Genomic DNA, 12051 nt, shown 5'->3' on the forward strand with positions numbered 1-12051 from the left:
ATGGGGTTGTCGTCGCTCATCCTGTCCTCCTGATGACTGCACTATACCCTGTGCAGCTATGGAGGGGGTCACTTCAGCCAGCCGCTGAAGCAGGTGATGTAGAAGCGATGTATTACCTGGGTGAATCTCATCGTATAACCCATATGGGGATGACCAGCGATGCCTTGGAGTGGTACCTGAGGGCTGCTGAACAGGGCGATCCTTATGCCATGCTGCGCCTGTTCCAAGGCGGCGCCTGCGTGGCGGGGGACTACTGCCCCGAGGACGCCGATGGCTGGCGCGAGCAGGCGCTCGCCGAAACCCTGCCCAAGGCCGAGGAGGGGGATACCGATGCGATGCTCGCGCTCTACCATATCTATCGCCTGATGGACGACAGCGGAGAGGGTGTCGAATGGCTGGAAAAAGCGGCGGAAGCGGGCAATCCCGAAGCCCAGACGCGTCTGGGCATGAACATTCGTGGCGGTCAGGGCTGGTACTTTCTGGAGTCCAGGCGCCTGGAGGCTGCTGAGGAATGGTTCCGTAAGGCCGCTGAGCATGGCTATGTGCCGGCGATGGATGCGTTGTCTGCTGTTCTAAGCAATCTTGAAAGATATGATGAATCATGGGAATGGACGATAAAATCATCTGAGGGAGGAGATGTTAATGGCCGTAAATGGCTAGCAATCTGCTACCTGAATCCTGATGACTCACCTCGCTGTAAAACTGATAAGAAACCTGTTTTAGGTTGGGCAATTCTATATGCCATTAATGAAGAGGTGGGGGGGGATGCATCTGAGTTAAGCATGCGGCTCCGCCGCGATCAAGTAACGAGTGAGCAGCGTAAAGAAGCTGAAGTTCTAGCTGAGGAGTGGATAAACAAGAAGCCACCGCTGTCTAATTTTCCCCCACGTTTTGGCTTCTAGAGTGCGGCGGCCATGGTTCACAGCTTTGCTGATCTTTCCATGGCTGGCATGCTCTCTGTCGGCCTTCGCCCTTGAGCCCGAGGTTCAGGCCGCCAAAGGTGAGGGCATGCGTCTCTACAATATCCAGCATTCGACGGCGGCCTTGCCTTATCTCGAACAGGCCGCCGAGGCCGGTGATGTTGAGGCGATGTACTACATGGGAGAGGCGGAGCGTCGTCAGCGCATGATGAATATGACGCGAGCGGCCCTGGACTGGTATCTCAAAGCTGCCGAGCATGGCGAACCCTATGCCATGCTGCGTCTGTTCCAGGGCGGCGCCTGCGTCGCTGGTGACGAATGCCCGGAGGACGCCGAGGGTTGGCGCGAGAAGGCTCTAGCCGAGACCTTACCCAAGGCCGAGGCAGGTGATACCGATGCCATGCTGGCGCTCTACCATATCTATCGCCTGTTGGACGATAGTGGAGATGGACGGGAATGGCTGGAAAAAGCGGCGGAAGCGGGCAACCCCGAGGCCCAGACGCGGCTAGGCATGAATATTCGAGGCGGCCAGGGTTGGTACTTTCTGGAGTCCAGGCGCCTGGAGGCTGCCGAGGAATGGTTCCGTAAGGCGGCTGAACAGGGCTATGTGCCGGCGATGGATGCGTTGTCTGCTGTTCTAAGCAATCTTGAAAGGTATGAAGATTCATGGGAATGGACGGTAAAATCATCCGATGGTGGAGATCTTAACGGCCGTAAATGGCTAGCGAACTGCTACCTGAATCCGGATGCCTCACCGCGCTGCAAAACCGAGATAAAGCCTGTTATAGGTTGGGCAATTCTATATGCCATTAATGAAGAGGTAGGTGGCCCTTCATCAGAGAGAAGCATGCGACTCCGTCGCGATCAAGTAACGAATGAACAGCGTGAAGAAGCTAAATCTATAGCCGATGAATGGCTAAATAAGCAACCTCCTCTCTCTAACTTTCCCCCGCGTTTTGGTTTCTAGGATGCGGCGATCATTGTGCACGGCTCTACTTCTCTTGGCATGGCTGGTGTCCCCTCTGTCGGCCTTCGCCCTTGATCCCGAGATTCAGGCCGTCAAAGATGAGGGCATGCGCCTCTACAACATCCAGCACTCGACTGCGGCCTTGCCTTATCTCGAACAGGCCGCCGAGGCCGGTGATGTTGAAGCCATGTATTACATGGGAGAAGCGGAGCGTCGTCAGCGCATGATGAATATGACGCGAGAGGCATAGGCCTGGTACCTGAAAGCCGCCGTACAGGGCGAGCCTTATGCCGTGTTGCGGCTTGTAGAGGTCGGTGTCTGCACAGCCATGTGTCTGGCGGCACCGGGGCTGGTGCGATTCATTATCGAGAGCCCTTCTGACGTGACGTCTTCGACAGCCTGCGTCCAGTGAGTGTGGTGACCCTTCTCATCGCTCCTGTATCTGCTTCATCAATGAGTCCCATTCTCGGTAGCGTCCTACGTGCCTGATGATGCGTGTAGGCCTTCGGCTTCTCTTTATGTAAGACATATCTTACATGTTGCATGCTGTAATTTTCGTATCTTGAAGATATCGCCACAATTGCGTCAATTGGGAGATTTTGGAGATCTTTGTCGATTTTGTTCGCTATCGGGATACATTTTGAAACATGGTGAGGGGCTGTCAGTGCTCTGCCTTGTCGAAGAGTTGAGTGTTAGCCTCGCGCTCGATTTCTCAATCCGCTGAGTGCTTGCGTGCTCGTCTAGCGGAAAAACAGTGCTTTCTGACTGAACTCCGAGGAACCCGTTTCGGCATCATGCCATGGCGGGTGAGTCGGCTGTTGTCATTCCATCAAGAGTCGCCATTCGCAGGGAGAGGTTCGCCATGTCCAAGGAAGGCTCCGTTGCGCCGAAAGAGCGCATCAACATCAAGTACGTTCCTGCCACCGGGGATCAGCAGGCCGAGACCGAGCTGCCCCAGAAGCTGCTGGTGGTCGGCGACTTCAAGGGCGGCGCCGAGGAAACGCCCATCGAGGAGCGTGATGCCGTCTCGGTGGACAAGAACAACTTCCAGTCCGTGATGCGCGAGGCCGGCCTCGGGCTGCAGACCAGCGTGCCGAACCGCCTGGAAGAGGGCGCCGAGGAAGATGGCCGCGAGCTGGGCGTCGAGCTCGAGTTCAACTCGTTGCAGGACTTCTCGCCGGACAGCGTGGCGCGTCAGGTGCCCGAGCTGCGCAAGCTGGTCGAGCTGCGTGAGGCGCTGGTGGCGCTCAAGGGCCCGCTGGGTAACGTGCCGGCCTTCCGCGAGCGCCTGCAGGCGCTGATCGAGAACCCGGAAGCCCGGGACCAGCTGTTGAGCGAGCTCCAGCTGCTCGACGACGAAGCCCCCTCGAAAGATTCCTGATTCCCCGCACGGAGGCGAGGTACGCACCATGACCGAATCGACCCAGACCCAGGCTCAGTCTCAGTCCGCCGAGAGCACCGAGGACGTCTCCCTGCTCGACCAGGTGATGGCCCAGACCCGCATGGCGCCGGCCGACGAAGGCTACGACGTGGCCAAGCAGGGCGTGGCCGCCTTCATCGGCGAGCTGCTCAAGAGCGACGATGACCAGCAGGTCAACAAGTCGGTCGTCGATCGCATGATCGTCGAGCTGGATCGCAAGATCGGCCATCAGGTGGACGAGATCCTGCACGATCAGCGGTTCCAGCACCTGGAATCGGCCTGGCGCGGCCTCAAGCTGCTGGTCGATCGCACCGATTTCCGCGAGAACATCAAGCTCAACGTGCTGCACGCCACCAAGGAAGAACTGCTCGACGACTTCGAGTTCGCCCCGGAGATCAGCCAGAGCGGGCTCTACCAGCACGTCTACGCGGCCGAATACGGCCAGTTCGGCGGCGAGCCGGTGGCGGCGATGATCGGTCACTACGACTTCACGCCCTCCACGCCGGACATCAAGCTGCTGCAGTACACCGCCTCGGTGGGTGCCATGTCCCACGCGCCCTTCCTGTCCTCAGTGGCGCCGAGCTTCTTCGGCATCGACAGCTTCGAGGAGCTGCCCAACATCAAGGACTTCAAGGCGATCTTCGAGGGGCCCAAGTACGCCCGCTGGCGCAGCCTGCGCGAATCCGAGGACTCGCGCTATCTGGGCCTCACCGCACCGCGCTTCCTGCTGCGCACGCCCTACGACCCGGTCGAGAACCCGGTCAAGTCGTTCCACTACGAGGAGTCGGTCAGCGAAAGCCACGACCACTATCTGTGGGGCAACACCGCCTATCTGCTCGCCGAGCGCCTCAACGACAGCTTCGCCAAGTATCGCTGGGCGCCGAACATCATCGGCCCGCAGAGCGGCGGCGCGGTGGAGAACCTGCCGGTGCACACCTTCGAGGCCATGGGCCAGGTGCAGAGCAAGATTCCCACCGAGGTGCTGATCACCGACCGGCGCGAGTTCGAGATGGCCGAGGAAGGCTTCATCTCGCTGACCATGCGCAAGGGCAGCGACAACGCCGCCTTCTTCTCCGCCAACTCGGTGCAGAAGCCCAAGACCTTCCCCAACACCCCGGAAGGGCGCGAGGCCGAGACCAACTACAAGCTCGGTACCCAGCTGCCCTACGTGTTCATCGTCAATCGCCTGGCCCACTACATCAAGGTGCTGCAGCGCGAGCAGATCGGCTCCTGGAAGGAGCGCCAGGATCTCGAGCGCGAGCTCAATACCTGGATCCGCCAGTACGTCGCCGACCAGGAGAATCCGCCGGCCGACGTGCGCAGCCGCCGTCCGCTGCGCGCCGCCTCGGTGCAGGTCTCCGACGTCGAGGGCGATCCGGGCTGGTATCAGGTGTCGCTGGCGGTGCGTCCGCACTTCAAGTACATGGGCGCCAACTTCGAGCTGTCGCTGGTGGGACGCCTCGACAAGGACTGACGTCATGACCGCCTTCAGGGATCGAAGCGGACCGCTCGGCGCCCGGCTGTTCGAGCGCCTGTCGACGCCGGCGCGCCCCGTGCCGGAGGGCGATGCGGCGGTCGAGGCCACCCTGGCCTCGATCAAGCGCCATCTGGTCGACCTGCTCAACAGCCATCCGGGGCACAGCGAATGTGCCCCGGACCTGGGCCTGCTCGACTTCAACGACGCCACGCTCGGCGTGCTCGACCTCGAACTCAAGGTCGAGCGCGCCATCCGCGAGTGCATCGAGCGCTACGAGCCGCGCGTCCGCCGGGTCCAGGTCGAGACCCTGCCCAACGAGGGCAATCCGCTGCAGCTGCGCTTCCAGGTCCTGGCCATCCTCGATCTGGGGCGCGACACGACCCAGACCACCATCGACCTGCTGCTCAACGACAAGCGCTACCAGTGCCTGAACTGAGGCCGACATGCTGAACCGCTACTACCGGGACGAACTGGACTTCCTGAAGCGCCAGGGACGGGAATTCGCCGAAGGCAATCCCGGCCTCAGCCGCTTCCTGTCCGAGCAGAGCACCGACCCTGACGTCGAACGCCTGCTCGAGGGCTTCGCCTTCCTGTCCGGTCGCCTGCGCGAGAAGGTCGACGACGAGTTTCCCGAGCTGACCCACTCGCTGATCGGCATGCTGTGGCCCAACTACCTGCGCCCGGTGCCGAGCATGACGATGGTGCAGTTCACCCCGCACTGGCACGGCCTGAGCGCCGCCCAGCCGGTGCCCCGCGGCACCAGCCTGTCCAGCCGCGAGGTCGAGGGCACCGCCTGCGGCTTTCGCACCTGCCACGAGCTGACGCTCTATCCGCTGGCCCACGACGGCGTCGCGGCGCGTCACTCCCGCGAGGCCTCGGTGGTCGAGCTGGACCTGGCGGTGCACAGCGACCAGCCACTCGACGCCCTGGGCGTGGGCGACCTGCGCCTGCACCTCGGCGGCAGCGGCTACACGGCGCGCACCCTCTACCTGTGGCTGAGCCACTATCTGGCCGGCATCGAGCTCGAGGTCGACGGCCAGCCGATGGCGCTGCCCACGCGGCTGATGGCGCCGGTGGGCTTCGCCGCCGAGGATGCCCTGCTGCCGTACCCGCGCAACGTCTACCAGGGCTACCGGATCCTGCAGGAATACCTGTGCTTCCCCGAGGCCTTCCAGTTCTTCGACCTGCAGCGGCTCGGCGACTTCCTGCCGTCGCGTCCGGCCCAGCGCCTCACGCTGCGCTTCACCTTCTCGCGCACCCTGCCGGCGGATGCCCGGGTCGGCGACGAGAGCCTGGCGCTGTACTGCACGCCGGCGATCAACCTGTTCGAGCACGACGCCGACCCGGTCGATCTCGGCGGCGAGCACAGCGCCTACCGCATCCGCCCCAGCAGCCGCTTTCCCGCCCATTACGAGGTGTTCAGCGTCGATGCGGTGGACGGCTGGCTCGAGAGCGAGACCGGCCGTATCCGCGGCGAGCCGCGCCGCTACGTGCCGTTCGAGAGCTTCGAGCATCAGATCGAGCGTGATCGCGGCCGCGAGGCCCGCTACTACCGGGTGCGGGTGCGCGACAGCCTGCGCGGCGACGGCTTCGATCACGACATTTCCTTCGTGCGCGGCGACGAGCAGGCCTGCCTGGGGCTGCGCGAGACCATCTCGCTGAGCCTCACCTGCAGCAACCGCGAGCTGCCTGAGCGGCTGACCGTGGGCGACGTCTGCGTGCCCACCGAGGACAGCCCGGCCTTCGCCGAGTTTCGCAACATCACCCGGCCGACGCCGGCCATGCGGCCGACCCTGGACGGCAGCCTGCTGTGGACGCTGATCTCCAACCTGTCGCTGAACTATCTGTCGCTGCTCGACCGCGACGCCCTGTGTTCGGTGCTTCGCGTCTACGACTTCCGCGCCCTGGTCGACCGCCAGGCCGAGCGCATCGCCCAGAAGCGCCTGGCCGGCATCGTCGATATCCAGACCCAGCCGGTGGACCGGCTGCATCGCGGCCTGCCGGTGCGCGGGCTGCGCTCCGAGATGACCCTGGACCAGGAGGCCTTCGGCGACGAGGGCAGCCTGTTCCTGTTCGCCAGCGTGCTGGCCCGGTTCTTCTCGCTGTACGCCAGCATCAACTCGTTCCACGAGCTGCACGTCATCAACCTTCATAACCGCGAGCGCTACGCATGGACCTTGCAGCCGGGCCAGCAGCCCCTGATGTAGCGCTCGCTCCCCTGGTCGACGGGGCCCGGCGCTACGACTTCTATCAGCTGGTGGAGCTGCTCCACCGGCATCACGGCGACGACCTCGAGGGCGACCGCGAGGCCGACCCGGCCGGCGAGCGCGTGCGCTTCCAGGCCTCGGCCTCGCTGGGCTTCCCGGGCAGCGACATCCTCTCGCTGACGCCGAGCCCGGCCGGCCACTACGACATGCGCGTCAGCTTCCTGGGGCTGCAGGGCGCCCAGTCGCCGCTGCCGGGCTACTACCTCGAGGCGATGGCCCACGCCGAGGCCCATCGCGAGGGCGCGGCCGGCGACTTCCTGAACCTGTTCAACCACCGGGTGCTGTCGCTGCTGCATCGCGGCTGGCGCAAGTATCGCCACCACGTGCGCTACCAGGACGGCGCGGCGGACGGCTTCTCGGCGGCGATCTTCGCCCTGGTCGGCCTGGCCGACGACCGCCTGCGCGGCGAGACGCCGATCAACTGGAGCAAGATGCTGGCCTATGCCGGCCTGCTGGCCGGTCGCTCGCGCTCGCCGGATGTGGTGGCGGGCATCGTCGGCCACTGCTTCGACCTCGACGGCGTCGAGGTCGAGAGCTGGGTGCATCGGCGGGTCGAGATTCCGCCCGACCAGCGCACCCGCACCGGCCTGGGGGCCTCGACCCTGGGCCAGGACATGGTTGCCGGCAGTCGGGTCGACGATATCAGCGGCAAGTTCGCGCTGCGCCTGCACGGCCTCGACCTGGAGCGCTTCCGCGACTTCCTGCCCGACGGCCGCGACCACCAGGCGCTGCGCACCCTGATGGAGTTCGTGCTGCGCGAGCCCCTGGCCTACGACCTGGAGCTCGAGCTCCTGGAAAGCGAAGTGAGACCCATGCGCCTGGGGGAGGGGGGCAGCTGCCAGCTGGGCTGGACCACCTTCGTGCAGCCCGAGGCCCACGCCACGGCCCGGCGCCGTCGGGTACGCATTCAGATGACACGGTGAACCCATGAACGCGACGCTCTCCCAGCAGCAGGCCATCACCCTGGTGGTCACCAACAGCGAACGGCTCGAGGGCCGTTCCACCAGCAGTCATGTCTTCCCGGCGGCCGGCGGCACCCTGGGCAGCGCGACGGCCGACGACTGGCTGCTGCAGGACCACGCCGGCCGGGTGCGGCCCGGCCACGCCGAGATCCAGCGCCTGGACGGGCGCTTCTGCCTGATCGACCGCAGCGGCCAGACCTTCGTCAACCACGCCACCCTGCCGATCGGCCGCGAACGCCGGGTGGCGCTGCGCGACGGCGACGAGCTGCAGGTGGGCGAGTACCACCTGCGCGTGCACTTGGGTGACCGCCAGGCCGACGCCGCCGGCGTGCAGCCGCTGGCGACCCTGGTCGACGACGAGCACGAGACCCTCGAGGCCACCGAGATCCTGCCCGCCGAGGCCGCCGCGCCGCGGGCCCAGCACGATCCGCTCGAGGCGCTGGGCGAGGCCTCTCCCGCCCGGCGCCACCAGGACCCCATGGCCGCGCTGGCCGACGACCCCATGGTCGGCGCGGACGATCATCACCAACTGCTCGATGCCCTGGACGGGCAGGGCGGCGCGGCCGGCATGACGGCCGCGCCGAGTAACCGACGCTACGAGGAACCCGACATGGACGAACGGCTGTTGAACGATCTGGAACGCTCGGTCGGCGAGCAGCTCGAGGATCGCTGGCAGGAACCGGCGGCGGGGGAGGTCGGCCACGTCGGCGCCTCGCCGCTGCTGCAGACCCTCGGCGGCGAGCTGCGCTTCCGCGACAGCGCCGAGCAGCACGCCTTCCTCGAGGAGGCCGGGCGCACGCTCAAGGCCACGGTGGATGGCCTGCTGGCGCTGCACCAGGTCCATGACGGCAGCCGCTATCCGCTGCGCGACAGGCGCCTGCAGCCGATCGAGGACAACCCGCTGCGTCTCGGCCAGTCCTACGAGCAGACCCTGACCACCCTGTTCGCCGCCCAGCGCAGCCCCGTGCATCTCTCCGCGCCGGCGGCGGTGGCCGAGTGCCTCGAGCACCAGCAGCAGCACCAGGCGGCGGTGGAAGAGGCCATCGGCACCGCGCTGCGCTCGATCCTCGACGCCTTCTCGCCGGATGCGCTGCTGCGCCGTTTCCAGGCCTACCGCGGCGCCGGCCGCCAGGGCGAGGACGAGGACGGCTGGGCCTGGGAGATGTATCGCCACTACTACCAGGAGCTCAACTCCGGTCGCCAGCAGGGCTTCGAGAAGCTGTTCTGGGAGGTCTTCGAGCAGGCCTACGACCAGTCGGTGCGCCGCCAGCAGCGGGAGGGGGCATGATCCCCCGCCGGGCCGGGATCGCGCCGCTGGCGCGGGGCCTGGCGCTGGCCGGTGCGCTGGCGATGCTGGCCGGCTGCGCCTCGACCTTCGAGGCCGCCGGCAAGACCTACGAGGTGATCAAGGATCCCTCGATCCCGGTCGGCTATCCGGAGGATCGCCCGTCGCGGGTCGACCTGAGCATGCTGGCGGCCGACGACATGAACCCCAACGTCGAGGGCGAGGGCACGCCGCTGCGCTTCCAGATCCTGCAGCTCAAGGACGACTCGATGCTGATGTCGGCCGACCATCGCCAGCTGCAGGAGGACCTCGAGGAGGCGCTCGGCACCAACTACCTGGCGCATGATGACTTCACCCTGCTGCCCGGCCAGTTCAAGTTCTACGAGCCCTTCGAGGTCGAGGAAGACACCCGCTACATCGGCATCATCGCCTTCTACGCCGACCCCAACCAGGCGCAGTGGAAGAAGGTGGTGAAGATCGACGCCCAGGGGCGCGACTACCACCTGCTGGTGCAACTGATGGAGCGCGAGGCCGCGCTGAGGAAGGAGACCTGATGGCCAGTCGCAATCCCGTGGTCTGGAGCGAGGGGCTGTTCATCAAGCCCCAGCATTTCCAGCAGCAGCAGCGCAGCCTGCAGGGGCTGGTCGACACCCGCCTGCGCGGCGTCGGCGGCTACCTGCACGGCTTCCTGACCCTTGAGCTCAACGCCGAGTACCTGAGCTTCGGGCGCATCGCCCTGAGCCGGGCCAGCGGCGTGATGCCGGACGGCACGCCCTTCCACCTGCCCGACGACGACCTGGAGCCGCCGGCGCTGGAGATCGACGACGCCTCGGTGGCCAACCAGGTGGTCTACCTGGGCGTGCCGCTGGCCACCGACGGCGTGGCCGAGGTGAGCTGGGAAGCCTCGTCGCTGGCCTCGCGCTATCGCGCCGAGTCGCGCGGCGTGCGCGACCTGCACTCGCGGGTCGGCGACATCGCCGACCTGGACCTGGCGCGGGTGGCGCCGCGGCTGCTGCTCGAGCAGGAAGACCGCAGCGCCTACGCCTGCCTGGCGGTGGCGCGCATCCTCGAACGGCGCCCCGACGGCAGCCTGGTGCTCGACGAGAACTTCCTGCCGACCCTGCTCAACGTCCAGGCCGCGCCGGTGCTGCAGCGCTTCGTCGGCGAGATGGCGGGGCTGATGCGCGAGCGCGCGCGCAACCTGGCCCAGCGCCTGTCGACGCCGAACCAGTCCGGCGTCGCCGATGTCGCCGACTTCATGCTGCTGCAGTCGCTCAACCGCGCCCAGCCGCGCTTCCAGCACCTGGCCCGGCTCGGCCATCTGCATCCCGAGCGGCTCTATGCCGACATGCACGAGACCTGCTGCGAGCTGACCACCTTCACCGCCGAGTCGCGGCTGCCGCCGGAGTTTCCGGCCTACGACCACGACCGCCCGGAGGCCGCCTTCCGGCCGCTGATGCAGAGCCTGCGCCAGTCGTTGTCCACGGTGCTCGAGCCGCGCGCCATGGCCATCCAGCTGCAGTCGCGCCGCTACGGGCTCAAGGTCGCCACCGTGGCCGACCGCAGCCTGCTCGAGGACGCCGACTTCATCCTCGCGGTGCGCGCGGACCTGCCGCCGGAGCGCCTGCGCAAGCTGTTCGTGCAGCAGACCAAGGTGGCCAGCGTCGAGCGCATCCGCGACCTCATCAGCCTGCAGCTGCCGGGCATTCCGCTCGAGCCGCTGCCGGTGGCGCCGCGCCAGCTGCCGTTCCATGCCGGCTACACCTACTTCCGCCTCGACCGTCAGAGCGAGGCCTGGAGCATGCTCAACGGGGCCAGCGGCTTCGCCTTCCACGTCGCCGGCGACTTCCCGGGGCTGGAAATGCAGTTCTGGGCGATCAGGAGCTAAGCCATGAACGATCTCGCCACTCGCGACGACGCGCGTCGCCACGAAGACAGCATCGACGTCCAGGGCCTCGAGCGGCTGATCCACAGCCATGCCAACCACCTGGACGCCGACGAGGACTACTGGTTCCGGCTGCGCGGCCACAGCCTCAACCCGCTGGTGGACGCCGCCAGCTCGCTGCTGGGCATGGTGGTGCGGGTTCGCCAGCTCGACCGGCTCGACGACATCGACCAGCTCTACCGCCAGGTGGTCGACGAGGTCGCCGCCATCGAGGTCGAGCTCACCGAGCAGGGCTACGACCGGCCGACGCTGCTGGCCTATCGCTACGTGCTGTGCTCGTTCATCGACGAGGCGGTGATGAGCACCGGCTGGGGCCAGCAGAGCCAGTGGGCCGGCCACTCGCTGCTGGCGCGCTTCCACAACGAGACCTGGGGCGGCGAGAAGGTCTTCTCGATCCTCTCGCGGCTGCGCCAGGAGCCGCGCCGCTATCGCGACCTGCTGGCCTTCATCTACCTGTGCCTGTGCCTGGGTTTCGAGGGCCGCTACAAGGTCATGCCCCACGGCCGAGAGGAATACGAGCAGATCCTGCGCGAGCTGGGCGACCAGCTGGTGGCCCTCGACGAGCCCGGCGAGGACAGCCTGACCCGCCCGCTGGACAACGTGCTCGCCGCGGCGCGCCGTCAGGGCGACGGCCTGCCGCTGTGGGGCATCTTCGCGCTCTTCGCGCTGGCCATGGCGCTGGTCTACGTCGGCTTCTCGTGGACGCTGGGCGAGCAGGCCGACCAGGTCGGCCTGCTGCTGGAACGCATCATCGACTAGCCGCCGGGCGGGTCGAACCACCGCTTGCTTACGATATCGAGGGAGACAC

General features: G+C 66.0%; 12 protein-coding genes. All 12 read left to right on the forward strand.

What is annotated here, in order from left to right:
• Nucleotides 1-902 (forward strand): tetratricopeptide repeat protein (locus tag CVH10_RS09260; protein WP_146142920.1); only part of this gene is annotated, 902 nt, incomplete at its 5' end.
• Nucleotides 903-1008: 106 nt separating this feature from the next.
• Complete coding sequence (locus tag CVH10_RS09265) at nucleotides 1009-1887, forward strand: tetratricopeptide repeat protein (protein ID WP_146142921.1); 879 nt, start codon at nucleotides 1009-1011, stop codon at nucleotides 1885-1887.
• 106 nt (nucleotides 1888-1993) lie between these two features.
• The gene (locus tag CVH10_RS27235; protein WP_369335760.1) at nucleotides 1994-2137 is read left to right on the forward strand and encodes a hypothetical protein; all 144 of its coding nucleotides are present in this window, start codon (nucleotides 1994-1996) and stop codon (nucleotides 2135-2137) included.
• A gap of 612 nt (nucleotides 2138-2749) precedes the next feature.
• Entirely contained in the window at nucleotides 2750-3268 is a 519-nt protein-coding gene (gene tssB / locus CVH10_RS09275; protein ID WP_035594079.1) for a type VI secretion system contractile sheath small subunit, read from the forward strand.
• Nucleotides 3269-3296: 28 nt separating this feature from the next.
• The gene (gene tssC, locus CVH10_RS09280) at nucleotides 3297-4781 is read left to right on the forward strand and encodes a type VI secretion system contractile sheath large subunit (protein ID WP_106488479.1); all 1485 of its coding nucleotides are present in this window, start codon (nucleotides 3297-3299) and stop codon (nucleotides 4779-4781) included.
• A gap of 4 nt (nucleotides 4782-4785) precedes the next feature.
• On the forward strand, nucleotides 4786-5220 hold the full coding sequence (tssE, locus tag CVH10_RS09285) for a type VI secretion system baseplate subunit TssE (RefSeq protein WP_035594083.1): 435 nt from the start codon (nucleotides 4786-4788) through the stop codon (nucleotides 5218-5220).
• 7 nt (nucleotides 5221-5227) lie between these two features.
• A complete protein-coding gene (gene tssF / locus CVH10_RS09290) occupies nucleotides 5228-6991 on the forward strand; it encodes a type VI secretion system baseplate subunit TssF (protein ID WP_035594085.1) in 1764 nt (587 codons plus the stop codon).
• Nucleotides 6955-7974, forward strand: a complete 1020-nt coding sequence (gene tssG, locus CVH10_RS09295; protein WP_035594087.1) for a type VI secretion system baseplate subunit TssG — start codon at nucleotides 6955-6957, stop codon at nucleotides 7972-7974. Before tssF ends, tssG begins: the two co-directional genes overlap by 37 nt.
• Before the next feature lie 4 nt (nucleotides 7975-7978).
• Entirely contained in the window at nucleotides 7979-9301 is a 1323-nt protein-coding gene (tagH, locus tag CVH10_RS09300; RefSeq protein ID WP_106488480.1) for a type VI secretion system-associated FHA domain protein TagH, read from the forward strand.
• The gene (tssJ, locus tag CVH10_RS09305) at nucleotides 9298-9852 is read left to right on the forward strand and encodes a type VI secretion system lipoprotein TssJ (protein ID WP_106488481.1); all 555 of its coding nucleotides are present in this window, start codon (nucleotides 9298-9300) and stop codon (nucleotides 9850-9852) included. The genes tagH and tssJ overlap by 4 nt, the downstream gene beginning before the upstream one ends.
• Nucleotides 9852-11186, forward strand: coding sequence for a type VI secretion system baseplate subunit TssK (gene tssK, locus CVH10_RS09310; RefSeq protein ID WP_106488482.1), 1335 nt, complete (start codon nucleotides 9852-9854; stop codon nucleotides 11184-11186). Before tssJ ends, tssK begins: the two co-directional genes overlap by 1 nt.
• Before the next feature lie 3 nt (nucleotides 11187-11189).
• Entirely contained in the window at nucleotides 11190-12002 is an 813-nt protein-coding gene (gene icmH, locus CVH10_RS09315; RefSeq protein ID WP_106488483.1) for a type IVB secretion system protein IcmH/DotU, read from the forward strand.
• The last annotated feature ends 49 nt before the right edge of the window (nucleotides 12003-12051 follow it).

The sequence above is a fragment of the Halomonas sp. ND22Bw genome (assembly GCF_003011945.1).
Lineage (GTDB): Bacteria > Pseudomonadota > Gammaproteobacteria > Pseudomonadales > Halomonadaceae > Halomonas > Halomonas halophila.

Bases quoted from the DNA above. Each gene is read 5' to 3' on its own strand.
- tssC (WP_106488479.1), top strand. From the start codon at position 3,297: ATGACCGAATCGACCCAGACCCAGGCTCAGTCTCAGTCCGCCGAGAGC.
- tssE (WP_035594083.1), top strand. From the start codon at position 4,786: ATGACCGCCTTCAGGGATCGAAGCGGACCGCTCGGCGCCCGGCTGTTC.
- icmH (WP_106488483.1), top strand. From the start codon at position 11,190: ATGAACGATCTCGCCACTCGCGACGACGCGCGTCGCCACGAAGACAGC.
- CVH10_RS27235 (WP_369335760.1), top strand. From the start codon at position 1,994: ATGCGCCTCTACAACATCCAGCACTCGACTGCGGCCTTGCCTTATCTC.
- tssK (WP_106488482.1), top strand. From the start codon at position 9,852: ATGGCCAGTCGCAATCCCGTGGTCTGGAGCGAGGGGCTGTTCATCAAG.
- tssG (WP_035594087.1), top strand. From the start codon at position 6,955: ATGGACCTTGCAGCCGGGCCAGCAGCCCCTGATGTAGCGCTCGCTCCC.
- tssF (WP_035594085.1), top strand. From the start codon at position 5,228: ATGCTGAACCGCTACTACCGGGACGAACTGGACTTCCTGAAGCGCCAG.
- tagH (WP_106488480.1), top strand. From the start codon at position 7,979: ATGAACGCGACGCTCTCCCAGCAGCAGGCCATCACCCTGGTGGTCACC.
- tssJ (WP_106488481.1), top strand. From the start codon at position 9,298: ATGATCCCCCGCCGGGCCGGGATCGCGCCGCTGGCGCGGGGCCTGGCG.
- tssB (WP_035594079.1), top strand. From the start codon at position 2,750: ATGTCCAAGGAAGGCTCCGTTGCGCCGAAAGAGCGCATCAACATCAAG.
- CVH10_RS09265 (WP_146142921.1), top strand. From the start codon at position 1,009: ATGCGTCTCTACAATATCCAGCATTCGACGGCGGCCTTGCCTTATCTC.